17 protein-coding genes are annotated in these 21,408 nt (G+C 73.1%); 8 read left to right on the top strand and 9 right to left on the bottom strand.

Annotation, left to right across the window (positions count from 1 at the left end; all coding sequences use genetic code 11):
- The 5 genes from O3W51_RS28895 to O3W51_RS28875 all read left to right on the top strand — a co-directional run.
- Positions 1-1,816 (top strand): MinD/ParA family ATP-binding protein (locus O3W51_RS28895; RefSeq protein ID WP_269287705.1); only part of this gene is annotated, 1,816 nt, incomplete at its 5' end.
- Positions 1,817-2,058: 242 nt separating this feature from the next.
- Positions 2,059-2,991 carry an ABC transporter ATP-binding protein gene (locus O3W51_RS28890; protein ID WP_269287718.1) on the top strand — a complete coding sequence of 311 codons (933 nt, stop codon included), beginning with the start codon at positions 2,059-2,061 and terminating at the stop codon, positions 2,989-2,991.
- Positions 2,988-3,812 carry an ABC transporter permease subunit gene (locus O3W51_RS28885; RefSeq protein WP_138357403.1) on the top strand — a complete coding sequence of 275 codons (825 nt, stop codon included), beginning with the start codon at positions 2,988-2,990 and terminating at the stop codon, positions 3,810-3,812. The genes O3W51_RS28890 and O3W51_RS28885 overlap by 4 nt, the downstream gene beginning before the upstream one ends.
- A gap of 4 nt (positions 3,813-3,816) precedes the next feature.
- On the top strand, positions 3,817-5,055 hold the full coding sequence (locus O3W51_RS28880; RefSeq protein WP_417792612.1) for a sensor histidine kinase: 1,239 nt from the start codon (positions 3,817-3,819) through the stop codon (positions 5,053-5,055).
- A complete protein-coding gene (locus O3W51_RS28875; RefSeq protein WP_138357402.1) occupies positions 5,052-5,717 on the top strand; it encodes a response regulator in 666 nt (221 codons plus the stop codon). Before O3W51_RS28880 ends, O3W51_RS28875 begins: the two co-directional genes overlap by 4 nt.
- A gap of 10 nt (positions 5,718-5,727) precedes the next feature.
- Here the strand turns inward: O3W51_RS28875 and O3W51_RS48535 are convergent, their stop codons facing one another.
- The 8 genes from O3W51_RS48535 to rimP all read right to left on the bottom strand — a co-directional run bounded on the left by O3W51_RS48535 (position 5,728) and on the right by rimP (position 17,445).
- Complete coding sequence (locus tag O3W51_RS48535) at positions 5,728-6,684, bottom strand: bifunctional riboflavin kinase/FAD synthetase (RefSeq protein ID WP_138357432.1); 957 nt, start codon at positions 6,682-6,684, stop codon at positions 5,728-5,730.
- Positions 6,685-10,180: 3,496 nt separating this feature from the next.
- The gene (gene truB, locus O3W51_RS28865) at positions 10,181-11,104 is read right to left on the bottom strand and encodes a tRNA pseudouridine(55) synthase TruB (RefSeq protein WP_138356687.1); all 924 of its coding nucleotides are present in this window, start codon (positions 11,102-11,104) and stop codon (positions 10,181-10,183) included.
- Positions 11,101-11,625 carry a 30S ribosome-binding factor RbfA gene (gene rbfA, locus O3W51_RS28860; protein ID WP_269287702.1) on the bottom strand — a complete coding sequence of 175 codons (525 nt, stop codon included), beginning with the start codon at positions 11,623-11,625 and terminating at the stop codon, positions 11,101-11,103. The genes truB and rbfA overlap by 4 nt, the downstream gene beginning before the upstream one ends.
- Before the next feature lie 61 nt (positions 11,626-11,686).
- A complete protein-coding gene (locus O3W51_RS28855; RefSeq protein ID WP_138356689.1) occupies positions 11,687-11,980 on the bottom strand; it encodes a DUF503 domain-containing protein in 294 nt (97 codons plus the stop codon).
- Positions 11,981-12,173: 193 nt separating this feature from the next.
- The gene (gene infB, locus O3W51_RS28850) at positions 12,174-15,338 is read right to left on the bottom strand and encodes a translation initiation factor IF-2 (RefSeq protein ID WP_138356690.1); all 3,165 of its coding nucleotides are present in this window, start codon (positions 15,336-15,338) and stop codon (positions 12,174-12,176) included.
- 152 nt (positions 15,339-15,490) lie between these two features.
- Positions 15,491-15,790: a YlxR family protein gene (locus O3W51_RS28845; RefSeq protein WP_138356691.1), complete on the bottom strand. Its 300-nt coding sequence runs from the start codon at positions 15,788-15,790 to the stop codon at positions 15,491-15,493.
- Positions 15,791-15,871: 81 nt separating this feature from the next.
- Positions 15,872-16,891 (bottom strand): transcription termination factor NusA, encoded by a 1,020-nt coding sequence (gene nusA / locus O3W51_RS28840; RefSeq protein WP_138356692.1) that lies wholly within the window; start codon positions 16,889-16,891, stop codon positions 15,872-15,874.
- Positions 16,892-16,893: 2 nt separating this feature from the next.
- Positions 16,894-17,445 (bottom strand): ribosome maturation factor RimP, encoded by a 552-nt coding sequence (gene rimP, locus O3W51_RS28835; protein WP_138356693.1) that lies wholly within the window; start codon positions 17,443-17,445, stop codon positions 16,894-16,896.
- A gap of 186 nt (positions 17,446-17,631) precedes the next feature.
- Here rimP and O3W51_RS28830 point away from each other — a divergent pair, with 186 nt between their 5' ends.
- The 3 genes from O3W51_RS28830 to O3W51_RS28820 all read left to right on the top strand — a co-directional run bounded on the left by O3W51_RS28830 (position 17,632) and on the right by O3W51_RS28820 (position 19,674).
- Entirely contained in the window at positions 17,632-18,186 is a 555-nt protein-coding gene (locus O3W51_RS28830; protein ID WP_443048351.1) for a hypothetical protein, read from the top strand.
- Between the two features lie 4 nt (positions 18,187-18,190).
- The gene (locus O3W51_RS28825; RefSeq protein ID WP_138356694.1) at positions 18,191-18,619 is read left to right on the top strand and encodes a ferritin-like domain-containing protein; all 429 of its coding nucleotides are present in this window, start codon (positions 18,191-18,193) and stop codon (positions 18,617-18,619) included.
- Between the two features lie 110 nt (positions 18,620-18,729).
- On the top strand, positions 18,730-19,674 hold the full coding sequence (locus tag O3W51_RS28820) for an aminoglycoside phosphotransferase family protein (protein WP_138356695.1): 945 nt from the start codon (positions 18,730-18,732) through the stop codon (positions 19,672-19,674).
- A 13-nt stretch (positions 19,675-19,687) separates the two neighbouring features.
- Here the strand turns inward: O3W51_RS28820 and O3W51_RS28815 are convergent, their stop codons facing one another.
- Positions 19,688-21,373, bottom strand: a complete 1,686-nt coding sequence (locus O3W51_RS28815) for a proline--tRNA ligase (protein ID WP_138356696.1) — start codon at positions 21,371-21,373, stop codon at positions 19,688-19,690.
- Between the last annotated feature and the right edge of the window lie 35 nt (positions 21,374-21,408).

Here is a 21,408-nt window from a genome sequence, read left to right as displayed (position 1 = left end):
GAGCCCCAAGCCGCCGGCGCCGCAGCCTGGTTACGGGTTCCCGCAGAGCGGTCAGCCGCAGCCGGGCACGTACGCGCCGCTGCCGCAGCCCGCTCCGGAGGACCGCGCCGCTCCGCCCACCGGCGCGCCCTGGCCCAACCCGGCGCTGCCCCCGGCCGCCCCCGCCCAGGCCCCGGCGCCGGCGCCCCAGCAGGGTTACGGATTCCCGCAGAGCGGAGCTCCGCAGCCGCCCGTCGCGCCCGGTCCTGAGGCGTCCGCGCCCATGCCGCCGGCCGGCTACGGATTCCCGCCGCCCGCGGCGCCGTTGCCGCCGGAGGCCAACCCCGGTGCGGCGTTGCAGCCGCTGCCGCCGCACGGCGGGTACGGATTCCCGCCGCCGGGACAGCAGCCGCAGGCCCAGCCGCCGGCCCCGCAGCAACAGCAGCCGCCGCAGCCCCAGCAGTACGCGCCGCCGCAGGCCCAACCGCAGGTCCAGCCGCAGCACCCGGCTCCGGCGGAGGACCCGTCGGCCGATCCGCGTACCGGTGGCTGGCCGACGGTGACGCCGGACCAGCGGCAGCGTTCGGTGCAGGGCGCGCCGCTCGGCTACACCGCGGCCGTCGAGCTGTCGTCGGACCGGCTGCTGAAGAACCAGCCGAAGCCGAAGCGGCCCGGTGCCAACGCGACGCCGTCGCGGTTCAAGCTCGGCGGCAAGAAGGAGGAGGCGGAGCGGCAGCGGAAGCTGGAGCTGATCCGTACTCCGGTGCTGTCCTGCTACCGGATCGCGGTGATCAGCCTCAAGGGCGGCGTCGGCAAGACCACGACGACCACCGCTCTGGGCTCGACGCTGGCGACCGAGCGCCAGGACAAGATCCTCGCGATCGACGCCAACCCGGACGCCGGCACGCTCGGCCGCCGGGTCCGCCGGGAGACCGGTGCAACCATCCGTGACCTGGTGCAGGCGATCCCGTACCTCAACAGCTACATGGACATCCGGCGGTTCACCTCGCAGGCGTCCTCCGGGCTGGAGATCATCGCCAACGACGTGGACCCGGCCGTGTCGACCGCGTTCAACGACGAGGACTACCGCCGGGTCCTCGACGTGCTGGGCAAGCAGTACCCGATCATCCTCACCGAATCGGGTACCGGTCTGCTCTACAGCGCGATGCGCGGCGTGCTCGACCTGGCCGACCAGCTGATCATCGTGTCCACACCGTCCGTCGACGGCGCGAGCAGCGCGAGCACCACGCTGGACTGGCTGTCGGCGCACGGCTACGCAGAACTGGTGCAGCGCAGCATCACGGTCATCTCCGGGGTCCGCGAGACCGGAAAGATGATCAAGGTGGACGACATCGTCGCCCACTTCCAGACGCGCTGCCGCGGGGTGATGGTCGTCCCGTTCGACGAGCACCTGGCCGCGGGCGCCGAGGTCGACCTCGACATGATGCGTCCCAAGACCCGGGAGGCGTACTTCAACCTCTCGGCGATGGTCGCCGAGGACTTCATCCGCGCGCAGCAGGCGCAGGGGCTGTGGACCGCCGACGGGAACCCGCCGCCGCACCTGGCACCGCCGGTCCCCGGCCAGCAGCAGGGTCCGCAGCAGGGCCAGCCGCAGTACCAGCAGCAGCCGCCTCCGCCCGGGTTCCACGGCCAGCCGCCCCAGGGTCCGGGCCAGCCGTATCCGCAGGCACCGCAGCCGCCGCAGCAGTACCAGCCGCAGGCGCCGCAGCCGTACCAGCCGCAGCCCCAGCAGGGCTGGCCTCAGCAGCCGCCGCAGCAGCAGGCACCGCCCGAGCAGCCGCCGGGCTACGGCTACCCGCCGCCGCCTCAGCAATAGCTCGGAGCAGTAGCGCGGAGCAGTAACCACAGCACCACTCGGGTGGGTCCCGCCGCACCCGCGGCGGGACCCTCTTCGCGCAGGGGAACGGACCGCGGCGTACATCACCGGGTGTAGTCCCGTTCCATCCCGGGATGCAGCCGGGCGCCCGGGAGTTCCGCCTGTGGGTCATCGTGCGCGCCCTGGTCGGCGGCCTAGCGTTGGGGCATCCCCCGATCGCTGCCGGCCACGAGGACCTTCCGATGATCGAAGCCCACGCACTCACCAAGCGCTACGGCGAGCGCACCGCCGTCGAGGACCTCAGCTTCACCGTGCGGCCGGGCGCCGTCACCGGTTTCCTCGGCCCGAACGGCGCCGGGAAGTCCACCACGATGCGGATGATCCTGGGCCTGGACGCCCCGTCGGCCGGCCGGGTCACGGTGAACGGCCGCCACTACGCCGACCACCGGGCCCCGCTGCACGAGGTCGGCGCGATGCTGGAGGCCCGTGCGATCCACACCGGGCGCTCGGCGTACCACCACCTCCTGGCGCTCGCCGTCACGACGGGCATTCCGCGCGGCCGGGTCGACGAGGTGATCGACCTCGTGGGTCTGCGCGAGGTCGCGAGGAAGCGCGCGGGCGGCTTCTCGCTCGGTATGGGGCAGCGCCTCGGCATCGCGAGCGCGCTGCTCGGCGACCCTGCGACGCTGCTCCTGGACGAGCCGGTGAACGGCCTGGACCCCGAGGGCATCCTGTGGATCCGCAATCTGCTGCGGAGCCTGGCCGCCGAAGGACGTACGGTCCTGGTCTCGTCGCACCTGATGTCCGAGATGGCGCTGACCGCCGAGCACCTGATCGTCATCGGCCGCGGCCGGCTGATCGCCGACACCTCCGTGGCGGAGTTCATCCGCGGCGCGGCGGGCACCTCGGTACGGGTGCGGACCGATGACGCGGAGCAGCTGCGGAGGCTGCTGGCGGGTCCCGAGGTGACCGTGGCGTCGGAGGCGGCGGGGGTGCTGGAGGTAACCGGTCTGACCAGCGACCGGATCGGCAGGATCGCCGCCGACCACGCCATCGCGCTGGCGGAGCTGACCCCGCAACAGGCCTCCCTGGAGCAGGCGTTCATGGAACTCACCCGGGACGCCGTGGAGTACCAGGCGCCTCCCGTCGCAGATCACGAAGGACGTGCGGCATGACCACTCTCCCCGCCCGCCCGGCCGCCGCGAGCGGCCCCGCCGTCCGCGGCCACGTCACCCAGCTCCGGGTGCTGCACTCCGAGTGGATCAAGCTGCGCACCCTGCGGTCCACGCTCGTCACGCTGACCGCCGCCGTGGTCGTGATGATCGGCCTCGGACTGCTCTTCTGCGCGGTCAGCGCGAACCGCTGGCCGCATATGGACCGGGGTGAACAGCTCAGGTTCAGCGCGGCCGGGGTGAGCGTGCGTGGCTTCCTGCTCGCGCAGCTCGCCGTCGCGGTCCTCGGTGTCCTCGTCGTCTCCGGCGAGTACGCGACCGGCATGATCCGCGCGACGCTCTCCGCCGTCCCGCGACGGCTTCCGGTGCTGTGGGCGAAGGCCGCCGTGTACACGGCGGTGACGTTCCTCGCGATGACGACGGCGTCGCTCGTCGCGTTCCTGGCCGGCCAGGCGATCCTGTCGTCGCAGCACATCGGTACGTCCCTCGGCGCGCCCGGCGCCGCCCGCATGGTGTTCGGCGCCGGCCTGTACCTCACCGTCGTCGGCCTGCTGAGCGTGGCGCTCGGCACCCTCATCCGCAGTACGGCGGGCGGCATCGCCACCGTCTTCGGGCTGCTCATGGTGCTGCCGCTGCTGACCGAGGCGCTGCCGACGACCTGGTCCATCAGCGAGTACCTGCCGAGCAATGCGGGACAGGCGCTGCTGGCGGCCCACCGGGAGCCGCATATCTTGGCCCCATGGACCGGCTTCGCAGTCTTCTGTCTCTACACGGTCGTCGCCCTGGCAGCGGCGGCGGCAGCGCTCAAGCGCCGGGACGCGTGAGGCGGTGACGCCCGCCGCGCCCGCGCTCCGGCGGACGGTGCGGTCCTGGCGCGCCCACCTCGGGCGCGCCAGGCTGCTGGTGCGGGCGAAGCTGCCGCCGGTCGCCGTCGACGCGGTGCTCACCGCGGCGCTGCTGTTCGCGACGGCGGGCCTGGCTCACCGTGATCTGTCCCGCTCGACATCCCTCGTGGTCTTCCAGTGGCTGCTGCTGATCCCGCTGGTGTGGCGGCGCCGGGCCCCGCTGGCCGTCTTCGGTGCCATGGCGGCGGTCGCGTTCCTCCAATGGCTGGCGGGAGCCCCGCTGCCCGCCGATGTCGCGCTGCTCATCGCGCTGTACACCGTGGCCGCCCACTCCTCCCGGCTCCGGACGCTGTCGGCCGTCGGCGTGCTCGAACTCGGCGCTCTGCTGGCCTCGTTGACCTGGGCGACGCACGGACGCACCACCCAGTCGTTCATCGCGCTGTCGGCGATGGTGATCGCCGCCGCCGTGACCGGGGTCAACGTGCGCACCCGGCGCGCCTACCTCGCCGCGCTGGAGGACCGGGCCGGACGGCTGGAGCGGGAGCGCGACCAGCAGGCGCAGCTCGCGGTGGCCGGTGAACGAGCCAGGATCGCCCGCGAGATGCACGACATCGTCACGCACAACCTGTCGGTGATGGTCGCGCTCGCCGACGGCGCGGTCTTCGCGCAGGAGCGGCACCCGGAGAAGGCGGCCGCCGCGATGCGGCAGGTGTCCGGGACCGGCCGGCAGGCCATCACCGACATGCGCCGGTTCCTCGGGGTGCTGCGCGCCGACGAACCCGACGCGCTGCGCCATCCCATGCCCGGCATCGCCCAGTTGGAGCCGCTCGCCGAACAGGTGCGCGCCGCCGGACTGCCGACCCGTCTGAGCGTCAGCGGAAACCCGGCCGCGGCCACCGCGGCGGCCCAACTCACCGTCTACCGACTGGTACAGGAAGCCTTGACCAACACCCTCAAGCACGCCCCGGCCGGCACCCGTGCCGAGGTCCGGGTGCGCTGCTCCCCCGATTCCGTCCGGGTGGACATCACCGACGACGGCCCCGCCGCGCCCGCGACCGCGGATCCGTCCCCTACCGCGTCCGGGCACGGGATTCCCGGGATGCGCGAACGGGCCGCCGCGTACGGCGGGCAGCTCGACGCGGGCCCGCAGCCGGACGGCGGCTGGCGGGTCTCGGCCGTGCTCACCCTGAATCCTCCCCAGGACGGGGACGGTGCGCTGTGACGATCCGGGTGCTTCTCGTCGACGACGAACCGCTGCTGCGGATGGCCTTCACGATGGTCCTCGACGCCCAGCCCGACATGGAGCCGGTCGGCGAGGCCGCCGACGGCGCCGAGGCCGTCCGCCTCACCCTCGCGCTGCGGCCCGATGTGGTGCTGATGGACGTCCGGATGCCCGGCACGGACGGGATCGAGGCCACCGGCCGGATCGTCGATTCCTGCCCGGAGACCCGGGTGCTCATCCTGACCACGTTCGACCTGGACGAATACGCCTTCGCGGGGCTGCGGGCGGGCGCCTCCGGCTTCCTGCTCAAGAACGCGCTCCCCGAGGAGCTGCTCGCCGCGATCCGCTCGGTCGCCGCGGGCGACGCCGTCGTCGCGCCACGGATCACCCGCCGCCTGCTGGAGAACTTCGCCCACCAGCTCCCGGCCGGAACCGGTGCGGCGGACGGTGACGAGCGCCTGGGCCGGCTCACCGCCCGGGAGCGCGAGGTCCTCGTCGAGGTCGGCCGCGGGCTGTCCAACACGGAGATCGCCGCGGGTCTGCACCTCGCCGAGGCGACGGTGAAGACCCATCTGAGCCGGATCCTGGTCAAGCTCGGGCTGCGCGACCGCGTACAGGCGGTCGTCTTCGCGTACGAGACCCGGCTGATCAGACCGTCCTAGGCCGACGGCGCTACTCGGGTGTCGGCGCCGCGTCGATCAGTTCGCGGGACTGCTTCACGTCCTCCGCCATCCGCACCAGCAGCGCGTCGATCGAGTCGAACTTCTCCATCCCCCGCAGATACGCGAGGAAGTCGACGGCCACGTGCAGCCCGTACAGATCCAGCCCGACGCGGTCGATCGCGTACGCCTCGACCGTGCGTGCCGTGCCGTCGAAGGTCGGGTTCGTGCCGACCGAGATGGCGGCGGGCATCGGCTCGCCGTCGACGTGCAGCCAGCCGGCGTACACGCCGTCCGCGGGGATCGCCGTGTGCGGCAGCGTCTCCACGTTCGCCGTCGGGAAGCCCAGCTCGCGGCCGCGCTGCGCGCCCCGGACGACGACGCCCTCGACGCGGTGCGGACGGCCCAGGATCTCCATCGCGCCCGCCACGTCGCCCTCGGCGACCAGCCGGCGCGTCATCGTCGAAGAGAACGGCTCGCCGCCGCCCGCGGAGCCGCGCACGTACAGATCCACGACGTCGACCTCGTAGTCGTACTTCAGGCCCATCGCGGAGAGGAACTCGACGTCACCGGCGGCCTTGTGCCCGAACCGGAAGTTCGGGCCTTCGACGACGAGCTTCGCGCGCAGCGCGTCGACGAGCACCGTCCGCACGAAATCGCCGGGCGACAGCTTCGAGAACTCCGCGGTGAAGGGAAGGATGAGCAGCGCGTCGACGCCCAGTCCCGCCATCAGCTCGGCACGGCGGTGGTGCGCGGACAGCAGCGGCGGGTGGCTGCCCGGCCGGACGACCTCGCTCGGGTGCGGATCGAACGTGACGACCACCGACCGGACACCCAGCTCACGGGCGCGGTCGACAGCGCGCCCGATGATCAGCTGATGCCCCCTGTGCACGCCGTCGTAGGAGCCGATGGTGACGACGCTGCGTCCCCAGTCCCCGGGAACGTCCTCCAAGCCCCGCCAGCGCTGCACCTTGACGCTCCGCTTCATCGTCGTACCGAATAGCTGTGTATGCCTGTACGGGTCCAAGCCTGCCATGTCCCCGTGCCGGGCTCGGCCACCGGCCCCGCCGCCGCGCCCGCGGCACGGGCCGCGACCTGCCCCTACGGGGTGGACGGTACGGCGAGTTGTTCGCACAGCCGGCGGGCGCTGGGGCCGATGACGGCGTCCCAGGCGCCGTCGGAGTCCAGCCAGCCGCGGACCAGCCGGGCGAAGCACGGGGAGGCGGCGGCGAGCTGGACGAGCCGCCGGTCGAAGTGCGCGGCGCCTTCGGGGGTGCGCCCGAGCAGCAGGCCGAGACGGTGCACGAGATCGCGGGTGAGCAGCGGCGGGCGGCGGGCGCAGCCGTCCGCTGCGGCGCCGAGCAGCGCGTCCAGGACGTCGGCGTCCCGTTCGCGTTCCAGGGCCACGTCGAGCAGTTCCTGGCGCATCGGCCGGGAGATGTGGCTGCCGGGCGCGGCGAGCACCGGGGCGACCGCGCGCCGCACCTCCGGCGGGTGTTCCCGCAGCAACTCCACGACCAGCGGAAACACCACCGCGCGGGCGGAGGCGCCCTGCTCGAGCCGCCGGTCGAGGAACTCCGCCGCATGGACGGCGCCCTCCGGCCGGTGCCGCAGATGGTCCCGTACGAGGCCGGCCGCGCGGCGGGCCAGCGCGGGAGTGGTCACCGCCGCCAGCTCGCGCAGCACCTCGCCGGCGCCGGCGCCCGGCTCCCGCAGCCGGGCCTGGAACGCGGCGAGCACCGGTTCCGGATGCGAGGCGAGCGCGGCGGCGAGGGCGCCGGCCGGCAGCTGTGGATCGCCCGCGGCGAAGTGGGTGAGCGCGGCCGGCAGGTGCCGGGAGCGGGTCGCGGGGTCGCGGACGAGGCGGATCGTCGAACGCGGGTCGGTCCATGAGGCGGTCCATCAGGGCGGGAGCCGGGGCGGCTGCCGCGTCCGGCTCCCCCTCCGACGCTCCCTCCGGCTCCCCGACCACAGGTGGCCAGGGCGGTGTCCGGGGTGGCGTCTGCGGCTTTGGCGGGGCGGCGAGGCGGCTCGGTTCCGCGGCCTGCTGGTCGAGGGCGTGGATCAGCGTTTCGAGATGCCGGGCGAGCGCGGTGGGGCCGGACTGGCGGGCGGTGAGCAGCAGGGACTGGATGACGGGGCCGATGCGGTGGCGGGGCACCGGAAGCGAGTGCGGAGCGGCGGCGGGGCCGACCGGAGGGGCCGGCGGCACGGTGTGCCCGGGGGCGTGACCGGCGCGGGCCCCGGGGCGCGACGGCAGCCGGACCGGGGCCTCCGCGGCGCCCGCCGGGGCGGCGAACCACCGGTGGACGAGGGCGAACAGGGCCTCGTCGAGGTCAAGGTGCAGCCCTTGCAGCCAGTCGGCGAACTCCTCGTGCGCGAAGCGGTATCCCGCTCCGGCCGGGACGACGAGGCCTTCGGTGAGGACGGCCGAGGCCCAGCCCGTACGCCAGGGGAAGAGGTCCTCGAAGGACTCCCGGTCCAGCTCGCCCTGGCCGGGCCCCAGACAGCGCCGCGCCGCCTCGTGCACCTGCCCGGCGACCCGGGCGGCCAGCCGCCGGACGGCGGTCCCCCGGGCGGGGCTCTCGGCGCCCGCCGTCAGCCGGACGGCGATCCGCAGGCACACCAGGTCCAGATAGGCCGAGAAGATCTCCGCACGGCCGGGCACGGCGTCCTCAGCGGCGGGCGTTCCCACCGGGTCGGGCACCGCCGGTTCCGGGAGGGCCGCGCGGATCTCGGCGAACAGCCGCAGGGCCAGCGGATGGGCGGCGTCGGTCGCGGCCAGCGCCCCGGGCGGGATGCCGTACCGGGCCCTGGCGCGGACGGCCTGCCGCTCCGGGAGGTCGCCGAGCCGGACGCAGAACGGCAGCGCGCGGGCCGGGGCGCCGGGCGGTACGGCCGGCGCCTCCTCGGGCACATGGAGCATCCCGGCGGGGAACAGGGCGCCCGCCTGCTCCCAGTACTCGGGGCGGCACGCCACGACCAGCCGGACGCCGCCCGCCCGCAGCCAACTCGCCGTACCGGCCGTCCAGTCGGGCAGCGCGTGCGCCAGAACGGGCGGCATCTCCTCCGGACCGTCGAGCAGCACGAGCAGCGGGCGGCCCGCCGACCGGGCCAGGTCCGCGACCGCGTCCGGGGACGCGACGGGCGCCTCGCCCCTGCTGTCGCCGGCCGCCGCCGAGACGATCCGCGCGGCGGTGCGCAGCGAGCGTTCCACCGCGTCCTTCAACCCGCCGTCGCCCGGCCGCAGTTCGGCGCCGCGCAGCCATACCGTCGGGGCGGGCTCCGCGCCCCGGGCGCGGCGTGCGGCGAGCGCCGCCAGTTCGGTGGTGCGCCCGCAGCCGGGGTCGCCGACCAGACCCAGGACGAGCGGTCCGCGGTCCCCTCCCCCGCTGAGGAAGTCGCGCAGCTCGTCCTCGGTCCCCGGCCTGGCGACCGGCTCACGCCATTCGCGCGGTACGGCCGCGGAACCGACCGAGGTGGCCGTCAACTGCAGCGCGCCGGCGAGGTTGAGGTGCGGCCCGTAGGCGGGCACGGTGGCGGCGTTGCGGGCGAGCAGTTCCGCCAGCGGCCCCGACCCGGCCCGCAGCGGGACGGCGAAGCCGCCGGCCCGGTGCCCGGCGTGCAGTGCGGTGGCGATGACGGCCAGCACCGCTCCGGTCTCCGCGTCGATCACGGGGCTGCCGGACGCCTGCGGGTGGACCCGCAGCACCTCCGGGCTGTCGAGGGCGAGTTCGTAGACCTCGTCCAGGAGATGGAATCGGTCGGTCGCGGTGTACGTCACGGACGCGGTGCCGACGACGACGGCGTCCGTCCAGCCGCGGGCCCGCAGCCGCACCCGGCGTTCGGAGTGCGCGGGCCCGGAGACGGCGACCGGCAGCGGCCGCAGACTGATGCCTTCGGTCGCGACGAGCGCGAGTCCCAGTTCCGGCAGCGGCGTGATCGCGTCCGCACCGACGAGGCAGACCTGGTCGCCGGGGGCGTGCAGCACCAGCCGGGCCAGTCCGTCGACGGCTTCGTGACTCGTCAGGAGAGTGCCGCCGAGATCGGCGAGGAATCCGGTACCGCGCGGCCGCCCGGCCAGATCGCACACCCGCACCAAGGCATCGTCACCGTCGCAGGGCCGCACCGCCATCCGCGCACCTCCCCGCTGGTCAACCGCCTTCCACGGTATGCCCACGGTGATCGCCCGCTATTGATCGCGCACCCAACGCGCCCCCGTACACCCCGAAGTTCACTCCGAGCGCCCACCCGTTGGGGTGAATTCCGGGTGTGAGGAGGATAGGTATACGAGCAGGAGGGGGATCGTGGAGCGGGCGTCCGCGCGGGGACACGGACGCCCGCTCCACGATGGGGGCCTGACCGTGCCCTAGGGGAGCGCGACGACTGCGGATACCGAGGATCCGGACCCGCTCGATGGCCGGTCCGGATCCCGTCAGGTCACGCACGCGCGTCACGCACTCGCGTCAGACGAGGACCGCGAGGATCTTCGTCTGGCCGTCGCGGTCCTCGACGAGGGCCAGGAAGCGGCCGTCGGGGTCGAAGGCCGCGTGAGTGCCGGGGCCCATGCCGTCGGTCTTGAGGCGGACGCCGTTGACGAGCAGGCGGGCCTGGTCGGCGTCCACGTCCCAGCGGGGGAACGCCGCGGCGGCGGCCTCGCCGATCGGCATGACCTGGAAGGCTTCCGCCCCGTCGGCCTGGTACGTCGCTTCGAGCTCGTCCACGGTGCGGGCGCTGCTCAGGTCGTACGGGCCCACCCGGGTGCGCCGCAGCGCGGTCAGATGGCCGCCGGTGCCCAGGTCCGCGCCGAGATCGCGGGCCAGGGCCCGGATGTAGGTGCCGGAGGTGCACTCGACGGTGACGTCCAGGTCCAGGACGGCCGTGCCGTCCTCCGCCGTCGCGGTGCGGTCCTCGTGCAGCACGAAGGAGGAGATGGTCACCGGGCGGGAGGCCAGCTCGAACTCCTCGCCCTCCCGGACCCTGGTGTACGACCGGACGCCGTTGACCTTGATGGCGCTGACCTTGGACGGCACCTGCATGATGTCGCCGCTGAGCTTGGCGATTCCGTCCTGGACGGCCGTCAGCTCGACACCGGCCGCGCCGGCGCTCTCCGTGACCTCGCCCTCGGCGTCGTCCGTCACGGTGGTCTGGCCGAGCCGGATCGTCGCGACGTACTCCTTGCGCGTGAGCGCGAGGTGGCCGAGGAGCCGGGTGGCCTTCTCGACGCCGATGACGAGCACTCCGGTCGCCATCGGGTCGAGGGTGCCCGCGTGCCCGACGCGCCGGGTGCCCGCGAAACGGCGGATGCGGGCGACCACGGCGTGCGAGGTGAGCCCGGCCGGCTTGTCGACGATCACTAGGCCGTCCGGGCCCTGGCCTTTGCGCTTCATGCGGTCGCGGAGCCCTTGTCGTCGTCCTTCGCGGTCTTCGCCGCGTCGGCGTCGGCGTCCGTGTCGTCGTCCTCGTCATCGAGGTCGAGGTCGTCCTCGTCCTCCACCGGCTTGCGGTACGGGTCCGCGTCGCCCGCGTACGAGGCGTCGGTGGCGGCCTTGCGCACCTGCTCGTCCGAGGCACGGGCCCTGGCCAGCAGATCGTCGATGGTCTTCGCGTTCTCCGGGAGGGCGTCCGCGACGAACGTCAGCGTCGGGGTGAAGCGCACCCCGAGCTGCCGACCGACCTCGGAGCGCAGGATGCCCTTGGCGCTCTCCAGTGCGGCGGCGGACGCCGCACGGTCCTCGTCGTCGCCGTAGACCGTGTAGAACACCGTCGCGTCCTGCAGGTCACCCGTGACCCGGGTGTCCGTGATCGTCACGTAGCCGAGCCGCGGGTCCTTGATCCGCCGCTGCAGCGTTTCCGCGACCACGACCCGGATGCGGTCGGCCAGCTTGCGCGCCCGCGAGGTGTCGGTCACTTGTCCGTCTCCTTCTTCGTTACTGCTCTGGTCTTCCAGGCGCCGGCCGACCGCCGATCGGTCAGTCGTCGTCGCCGTGGATCCGCTGCCGTGCCGACAGCAGTTCCACCTCGGGCCGGGCGATCATCCATCGCTCGCACCGGTCGAGTACGTCCTTGATGTGTCCGAGATCCCCGGACACGACCGCGATGCCTATCTCGGCCCTGCGGTGAAGGTCCTGCTCGCCCGTCTCCGCCACACTGACCGCGAACTTGCGGTGCAGCTCGGCGATGATCGGGCGGACGACGGACCTCTTCTCCTTGAGCGAATGTACGTCGCCGAGGAGGAGGTCGAAGGACAGCGTTCCTGCATACATGGGCGACAGGGCTAGCCGCCCTGGGAGGCCTCGTCGTTACGCCCCTGGTGACAGGCGCGATCCATGATGTGAACGGTACACGCAACGGCCGGGGCCGATCGACGGAATATCTCCGCCGACCGGCCCCGGTGAAATGCACTGCCCGTGCGCAGCACGGCCCACCAGGGGTGGTGGCCGGGCGGCGGGTGGGCGATCAGCCGCGCGGCTTCTCGCGCATCTCGTACGTCGCGATGACGTCGTCGACCTTGATGTCGTTGTAGCTGCCGAGGTTGATACCGCCCTCGTAGCCTTCCCGGATCTCGGTGACGTCGTCCTTGAACCGGCGCAGACCCTCGATGTTGAGGTTCTCCGCGATGACCTTGCCGTCGCGGAGGAGTCGCGCCTTGGTGTTGCGCTTGACCTCGCCCGAGCGGATGAGGACACCGGCGATGTTGCCCAGCTTGGAGGAGCGGAAGACGTCGCGGATCTCGGCGGTGCCGAGCTCGACCTCTTCGTACTCCGGCTTGAGCATGCCCTTCAGGGCCGCCTCGATCTCATCGATGACCTGGTAGATCACCGAGTAGTACCGGACGTCGACACCCTCGCGCTCGGCCAGCTGCGTGGCGCGGCCTTCGGCGCGCACGTTGAAGCCGATGACGATGGCGTCGGAACCCGATGCCAGGTTGATGTCCGACTCGGTGACCGCACCCACACCGCGGTGCAGGATGCGCAGGTCGACCTCGGCACCGACGTCCAGCTGCATGAGCGAGGACTCGAGCGCTTCGACCGAACCGGACGCGTCGCCCTTGATGATGAGGTTGAGCTGCTGCACCAGACCGGCCTGCAGGGCCTCGTCCAGGTTCTCCAGGGAGAACCGGACACCCTTGCGGGCGAACGCCGCGTTCCGCTCACGAGCGGCACGCTTCTCGGCGATCTGACGGGCCGTGCGGTCGTCGTCGACAACGAGGAAGTTGTCGCCGGCGCCGGGCACGTTGGTGAGACCGAGCACCATGACCGGAGTCGAGGGGCCCGCTTCTTCCAGCGTGTTGCCACGGTCGTCGAGCATCGCGCGGACCCGGCCGTACGCGTCGCCGACCACCATGGTGTCGCCGATGCGCAGGGTGCCGCGCTGTACGAGCACGGTCGCCACGGCGCCACGGCCACGGTCGAGGTGAGCCTCGATCGCGATGCCCTGTGCGTCCTGCTCCGGGTTGGCCCGCAGGTCGAGCGAGGCGTCCGCGGTGAGGACCACGGCCTCCAGCAGGCTGTCGATGTGCAGACCCTGCTTGGCGGAGATGTCGACGAACATGGTGTCGCCGCCGTACTCCTCGGCCACGAGGCCGAACTCGGTCAGCTGACCGCGCACCTTGACGGGGTCGGCGCCCTCGACGTCGATCTTGTTGACCGCGACCACGATCGGCACGCCGGCCGCCTTGGCGTGGTTCAACGCTTCGATCGTCTGCGGCATGACACCGTCGTTGGCCGCCACCACGAGGATCGCGATGTCGGTCGACTTGGCACCACGGGCACGCATGGCGGTGAACGCCTCGTGACCGGGGGTGTCGATGAAGGTGATCTTGCGCTCTTCACCGTTCACCTCGGCCGCGACCTGGTAGGCACCGATGTGCTGGGTGATGCCACCGGCCTCGCCCGCGATCACGTTGGTCTTGCGGATCGCGTCGAGGAGGCGGGTCTTACCGTGGTCGACGTGACCCATGACGGTCACGACCGGCGGACGGGAGACGAGCTCTTCCTCGCCGCCCTCGTCCTCGCCGAACTCGATGTCGAAGGACTCGAGCAGCTCGCGGTCCTCCTCCTCCGGGCTGACGATCTCCAGGACGTAGTTCATCTCGTCGGCGAGCAGCTGCAGCGTCGCGTCGGGAACCGACTGCGTCGCCGTGACCATTTCGCCGAGGTTCAACATCACCTGGACGAGCGACGCCGGGTTGGCGTTGATCTTCTCGGCGAAGTCGGTGAGAGAGGAGCCGCGACGCAGTCGTACGGCAGCACCGTTACCGCGGGGCAGCAGCACGCCGCCCACGGACGGAGCCTGCATGCTCTCGTACTCCTGGCGACGCTGGCGCTTCGACTTGCGGCCACGGGCCGGACGGCCGTTCGGGCCACGGCCGAAGGCACCCTGCGTGCCACCACGGGCGTTGGGGCCGCCGGGACGGCCGCCGAAGCCGCCGGGACGGGGACCGAAGCCACCGCCACCGCCGGGAGCACCACCGGGACGCGGGCCGCCGAAGCCGCCGGGACGCGCACCGGGACCGGCCGGACGGCCGGCGAAACCGCCGCCGCCACCACCGGGACGAGCACCGGGACCACCGCTGCCACCACCGGGACGAGCACCGGGACCGCCACCGGGACGGGCGCCGGGTCCGCCGGAGCGGCCGCCGGGACCACCGGACGGGGCGGGACGCTGCGGCATCATGCCCGGGTTCGGGCGCGGGCCGGAGCTCTGCGGGCGGGGCATCCCACCGGGAGCCGGACGACCGGCACCGCCGGGACCGCCCGCACCACCGGGACGCGGGGCGCCGCCGGGACGCGGAGCGCCACCGGGACCACCCGTGCCGGCCGGACGAGCGGGACGCTCGCCGCCGGGAGCACCCTGGCCGCCACCGCCGGGACGCGGGGCGCCACCGGGGCGCTGCATCCCGGTGGAGCCACCGGAGGTGAAGGGGTTGTTGCCCGGACGGGGACCCGCCGGACGGGCGCCACCGGGACGCGGGGCGCCACCGGGCGCACCCTGGCCGGCCGGACGGGCCGGACGGTCGCCACGCGGCGCGGCGTCACGCTGACCGCCGTCACGGCGCTCTTCGCGCTGTGCCGGGGCCGGACGTGCCGGACGGGGGCCGGGAGTGGCACCCGCGGGACGCGGCGCGGAGGACGGAGCCGCCGGGGCGGAGGCCGCCGGCGCCTGCGGGGCCTGCTGCGCCTGCTGGGTCGGAGCCGGGGCGGAGAACTCCGCGACCGGGACCGGAGCCGCCGGAGCGGGCTTGACCGGGGCCGGCTTCGGACCCGGACGGGGGCCGGCCGGCGTGGAGCCGGTGCCCGTGGCGGCCGGAGCCGCCGGAGTTACGGGGGCGTCCGCGGCCGGCTTGGGAGCCGGCGCAGCGGGACGGGCCGGCGCACCCGGAGTGGGGGCGCCAGGCTTGGCAGACGTCGCCTTGCGGGGCGCGCCGGGCTTGGCAGCGGGCTTCGCGGCGTTTCCGCCACCGGGCCCCTGCAAAGCGTCAGTCAACTTGCGAACAACCGGCGCCTCGATCGTCGAGGACGCCGAACGTACGAATTCACCAAGTTCTTGGAGCTTGGCCATGACGACCTTGCTCTCAACTCCGAACTCCTTGGCGAGTTCGTATACCCGGACCTTAGCCACTTCGCTCCTTTTAGGTCCGGGGTGATCGTCCGCCGGACCGTCGCTACTTCATGCTCGTACTCATCGCGTACTCATCGAGTGGTGCTCATCGCAATCTCGACCTACTTCCGACTCGCGAGGTACCTGACCGCACGGATACCCGTGCCGTTCACTTACGGTGCCGCCACTTCGACGGGCTTGGTGTTCTGCTCGACGTACCGGCGGAGTTCCGCGGTGTCGAACGTCTCCTTGGACCTGAAGGCCCTGGAGAAGGCCCGGCGGCGAACCGCAAGGTCGAAACAGACCAGGTCAGGGTGCAAGTGAGCACCCCGACCGGGCAGCGTACCGCGAGGATCGGGGACGCACGCGTCACCGCTCACCGCCACACGCAGCAGATCGTTCTTGGCCACCCGTTCCCGGCAACCCACACAGGTTCGCTCAGGGCACGCAAGGGAACGCGTCCGGCCAGACACTGCTCAGTCTACCTCCCCGCGCCGACCTCACCCCTTCGGGTTATTCGACGCACGGTTGTTCGGTCAGTCGTGGGTTGACATTCAGGCGCGTGAAGTGTCCGATTCGCCGGACTCCTCGGCGCCCTCCGGCTCGATGTCCGGACGGATGTCGATCCGCCAGCCGGTCAGCCGGGCGGCGAGGCGGGCGTTCTGCCCTTCCTTGCCGATGGCGAGCGACAGCTGGTAGTCCGGCACGGTCACCCGGGCGGAGCGGGCCGACAGGTCCACGACCTCGACGCGGGACACCCGGGCCGGCGACAGGGCGTTCGCCACCATGTCGGCCGGGTCGTCCGACCAGTCCACGATGTCGATCTTCTCGCCCTGCAGCTCGGCCATGACCGCCCGCACGCGGGAGCCCATCGGGCCGATGCAGGCGCCCTTGGCGTTCAGCCCGGAGCGGGTGGAGCGCACCGCCATCTTCGTCCGGTGGCCGGCCTCGCGGGCGATCGCCTCGATGACGACCGAACCGTCCGCGATCTCCGGGACCTCCATCTTGAACAGGGCGCGCACCAGGTTGGGGTGCGAGCGCGACAGCGTCACCGACGGTCCGCGCACGCCCTTGGCGACGCGGACGACGTAGGAGCGCAGCCGCACACCGTGCTTGTAGTCCTCGCCCGGCACCTGCTCCTGCACCGGCAGGATGGCTTCCATCTTGCCGATGTCGACCAGCACGTTCTTGGCGTCCATGCCCTGCTGGACGACACCGGAGACGATGTCGCCCTCACGGCCGGCGTACTCGCCGAACGTGATGTCGTCCTCCGCGTCCCGCAGCCGCTGCAGGATGACCTGCTTCGCCGTGGAGGCGGCGATCCGGCCGAACCCGGAAGGGGTGTCGTCGAACTCGCGGGGCTCGGCGCCCTCGGCGACCTCGGACGGGTCCTCCTTCGCCCACACCGTCACATGTCCCGACGACTTGTCGAGCTCCACCCGGGCCCGGCGGTGGCTGCCCGGCTCCCGGTGGTAGGCGATGAGGAGCGCGGACTCGATCGCCCCGACCAGCAGGTCGAACGAAATCTGCCTCTCCTGCACCAAACCCCGTAGGGCCTTCATGTCGATGTCCACGGCTACGCCTCCTCAATGCTCTCGTCGCTGTCGGTGTCGGCGTCGGCCGTATCCGCTGCGTCGACGTCGTCGTCCTTGTTCTTGCGGTTGAACTCGATCTCCACCCGGGCCTTCGCGATCTCCGCGAACTCCACCCGGCGCGGCTTGGGCTTGCGCCCCTTGATGCCGGGGACCTCCAGATCGAGGCCCGCCTCGTCCAGCGCCATGATCCGCGCGGTCAGCTCTTCGTGGTTGTTGAGCGTCAGCTTGACCAGCCGGCCCTCGTTGCGGCGGAAGTGCCGGGGCGTGGTCAGCGGCCGGTCGGTACCCGGGGAGCTGACCTCCAGGACGTACTCGCCCTGGCCCATCGCGTCCGTGTCGTCGAGCACCTGGGCGATGTCCCGGCTCAGCTCGGCGACCGCGTCGAGCTGCACGCCGTCATCGGAATCCACCACGACCATCAGCTGCCGGCGGCTGCCCGCCGCGGTCACTGTGACCTCTTCCAGATCCAGACCCGTCTTGGCGACGAGCGGCTCCAGCAATCCGCGCAGCCTCTCGCTCTGGGTGGTGCTCATCCGGGTGACTCCTCGGCCGCGTGTGCTGTTGTATGGAAGGTCGCGTGTCGCCCCAAAGCCTATCGGTTCCGACACCGGATCGACGATTCGGCGTGGCTCGCCCCCCAGCGCTGCCCTGCGGCGGAGCCGGCCGGCCACCGTCGCCCGGGCCGCGCCCGGCCGCCGCCCGGTACGCTCTGGTCGGTGATCACGGGAGGGGGCGCGGTGACAGGCAGAGGGACGCCGGGCAGACGGACGGTACTGGCCTCGGCCGCCGGTGTGCCGCTGGTGGCCGGCGCGGGCGGGCTGGCGGCGCTGGCCGGACTCGCCACGGGCTGTTCCGGCGGGACCCCGGCCGCGGCGGACACCCTGAAGGACACTCCCCCGGCCGTGCCGGGTGCCGCGCTGCGGGCGCGGGCGGCCGCGGACAGCACCGCACTCCTCGCGCACTACGACGGTCTCCTCGCGGCCCGGCCGGACCTCACCGCGCGGCTGGCGCCGCTGCGGGCCGAAGTCGCCCGGCACGCCCAGGCGTTCGGCGCCACGGTGCCGAAGCCGGCCCCCGCCGGAACGCCGGGTGCCACCGGCACCACCGCCGCCACCGCTCCCCCCACGCTCGGGGCGCTCGCCGCCGCCGAACGCCGGCTCGCGGACGCCCGCGCTACCGCGCTGCTCGACGCACCGCCCGAGCTCGCCCGGCTGCTCGCCTCAGTGGCCGCCGCCGGGGCGGCGCACGTCGTCCTGCTGACGGGGAAGGGCTGACGAGATGACACAGCGGACCCTGGACGCGGTCCAGGCGGCGCTCGCCGCGGAACACGCCGCGGTTTACGCCTATGGGGTGATAGGTGCGCGGGTCGCGAAGCCGCGCGCCTCCGACGCCCGCGCTGCCTACGACTCGCACCGCGCCCGCCGCGACGCGCTGAGTCGCACCGTGCGGGACCTCGGCGCGGAACCGGTGCCGGCGGACGCCGGGTACGCACTGCCGTTCCCGGTCACCGACAGCGCGGCGGCCGTACGGCTGGCCGCCGTGATCGAGGACCGGGTCGCCGGTGTGTACGGGGATGTGGTGCGCGCGGCCACCGGGGAGCCGCGCCGGGACGCGGCCGGAGCGCTGCGTGAGGCGGCGGTGCGTGCCGTGCGGTGGCGCGGCGGCAGCGTAGCCTTCCCCGGGCTGGCCGAGCGGAGCGCACCGTGAGAGCCGCACCGCAAGGAGCCGTGTCAGGGCTGTAGGACACGGCAGAACGGGAAGGCATCCCCCCGCGGGGACGCCCGCCCGCGAAAGATCCACGGAGGGACAGCACAACCATGGCTTCAGCACCGCAGCCCGGCGGCCCCGGCACCATTCCGCTGGACCCGCCCGACCGGCTGGTCCGCACGATCGGGGCCTGGGAGGGCGACGCCGGCCGGGAGTGGCTCGCGGCGCTGCCGGGCCGGGTGGCCGGAACGCTGGAGCGGTGGGAACTGCGGCCGGAGCGGGTGTTCACCCCCGGCGGCCAGATCAGCATGATCGTGCTCGTCCGGACGGCGGACGGCACCCCCGCCGTGCTCAAGCTGGGCATGGTCACCCCCGAGACCGAGCACGAGCACGCCGCGCTCGCCCACTGGGACGGCCGCGGCGCGGTCCGGCTGCTGCGCGCGGAGCCCACCCTGGGCGCGATGCTGCTGGAGCGGCTGCAGGGCGAGGTGTCCCTGCGCTCCCTCCCGGAGCCCAAGGCGATGCTCGAGGCGACGGCCACCTTGCAGCGGCTGTGGGTGGCGCCGGCCGAGGGCCATCCGTTCACCTCGGTCGCCGACTGCACCGCCGGTCTCGCCGACCACCTGCGGGAGCGCCGTGAGCAGCCCTGGGCGGCGGAGGTGCGCCCGCTCATCGACGAGGCGCTGGCGCTGCGCGAGCAGCTGCTGGCCGGTCCGGCCGAGGACGTGCTGCTGCACGGCGACTACCACCACGGCAACGTCCTGGCCGCCGAGCGCAGCCCGTGGCTGGCCATCGACCCCAAGCCGCTGGTCGGCGAGCGGGCGTACGACCTCGCCTGGCTGGTCCGGGACCGGGTCGAGACGCTGGCCGCGTCCCCTGGCCCGCAGGCGGCGGCCCGCCGCCGGGTCGCCAAGCTCGGCGCCGCGCTCGACGTGGACCCGGAGCGGCTGCGCGGCTGGAGCCACTTCCGGGCCGTCGAGGCGGGCGTCTGGGCGCTGTCGGTCGGCGACAGCCAGGCCGGCGAACTCCTGCTGGAGTTCGCCAGCTGGCTCTAGTCCGTGTCGTCGGTCAGCCGGTCAGCCGGGCGAGCGCCTCGTCGACCGTCAGCTCGACCCGCTCGCCCGACCGGCGGTCCTTCAGTTCCACGACGCCCTCGGCCGCGCGGCGGCCGACGACGAGGATCTGCGGGACGCCGATGAGTTCCGCGTCGGTGAACTTCACGCCCGGCGAGACCCCGGCGCGGTCGTCGAGCAGCACCCGGACACCTGCGGCGTGCAGCTTCTCCGCGACCTCCAGCGCCAGCTCGGTCTGCAGGGCCTTGCCGGCCGCGACGAGGTGCACATCGGCGGGGGCGACCTCGCGCGGCCAGCACAGGCCCTGGCCGTCGGCGGTCTGCTCGGCGAGGGCGGCGACCGCACGGGAGACGCCGATCCCGTAGGAGCCCATGGTCACCCGCACCGGCTTGCCCTGCTGGCCGAGTACGTCGAGCTGGAAGGCGTCGGCGTACTTGCGGCCGAGCTGGAAGATGTGACCGATCTCGATCGCACGGTCCAGCCGCAGTCCGGCGCCGCAGCGCGGGCAGGGGTCGCCGGGCCGCACGGTGACGACGTCGAGGTAGCGGTCCACCTCGAAGTCCCGGCCGCAGACGACGTTGCGGGCGTGCTTGCCGCTCGTGTTGGCGCCCGTGATCCAGGCGGTGCCGGGGGCGATGCGCGGATCGGCGATGTAGTCGATGCCCAGGCCCTGCGGTCCCACATAGCCGCGGACGAGCTCCGGGCGGCCCTCGAAGTCCTCGGCGGTGACCAGCTCGACGACGGCCGGGGCGAGGTGCTCGCCGAGCTTGCCGAGGTCGACCTCGCGGTCACCGGGGACGCCGACGGCGGTGATCTTGCCGTCGACCTTCACCAACAGGTTCTTCAGCGTCGCGGACGCCGGGACGCCCAGGTGCGCGGCGAGGGTCTCGATGGTCGGGGTGTCGGGGGTGTCGAGTTCCTCGACGGGGCCGTGCTCCACGCCCTCGACGGGCGGCACGACCGTGGTGACGGCCTCGGTGTTCGCCGCGTACTCGCAGGCCGGACAGTCCACGAAGGTGTCCTCGCCGGCCGCGGCCGGAGCGAGGAACTCCTCGGACGCCGAGCCGCCCATCGCGCCGGAGACCGCGGAGACGATGCGGTAGTCGAAGCCGAGCCGCGTGAAGATCCGGATGTACGCGTCACGGTGCGCCCGGTACGCCTCGGCCAGCCCCTCGTCCGTGGTGTCGAAGGAGTACGAGTCCTTCATCTGGAACTCACGGCCGCGCAGCACGCCGGAGCGCGGGCGGGCCTCGTCCCGGTACTTCGTCTGGATCTGGTAGAGGATCACCGGCAGGTCCTTGTAGGACGTGCACTGGTCCTTCACCACCTGGGTGAAGATCTCCTCGTGGGTCGGGCCGAGGACGTAGTCCGCGCCCTTGCGGTCCTTGAGCTGGAAGAGCAGGTCGCCGTACTCGCCCGCGCGGCCGGTCGTCTCGTAGTTCTCCCGCGGCAGCAGCGCGGGCAGCAGCACTTCCTGGCCGCCGATGGCGTCCATCTCCTCGCGGACGACGCGGGAGACGTTCTCCAGGACCCGCTTGCCGAGCGGCAGCCAGATCCAGACGCCCGCCGACGAGCGGCGGACGAAACCGGCGCGGACCAGCAGCTTGTGGCTGGCGGTCTCGGCGTCGGCCGGGTCGTCGCGCAGTGTCTTGAGCATCAGACGGGACATGCGCAGGACCATGGTGGCTCTCCAGGGGCTTGACGGGGATTCCCGCG

It is taken from the genome of Streptomyces sp. H39-C1 (genome assembly GCF_027158125.1).
Lineage (GTDB): Bacteria > Actinomycetota > Actinomycetes > Streptomycetales > Streptomycetaceae > Actinacidiphila > Actinacidiphila fildesensis.
The sequence above is the reverse complement of the archived record's forward strand: the minus strand, read 5'-3'. Positions and strand labels throughout refer to the sequence as shown.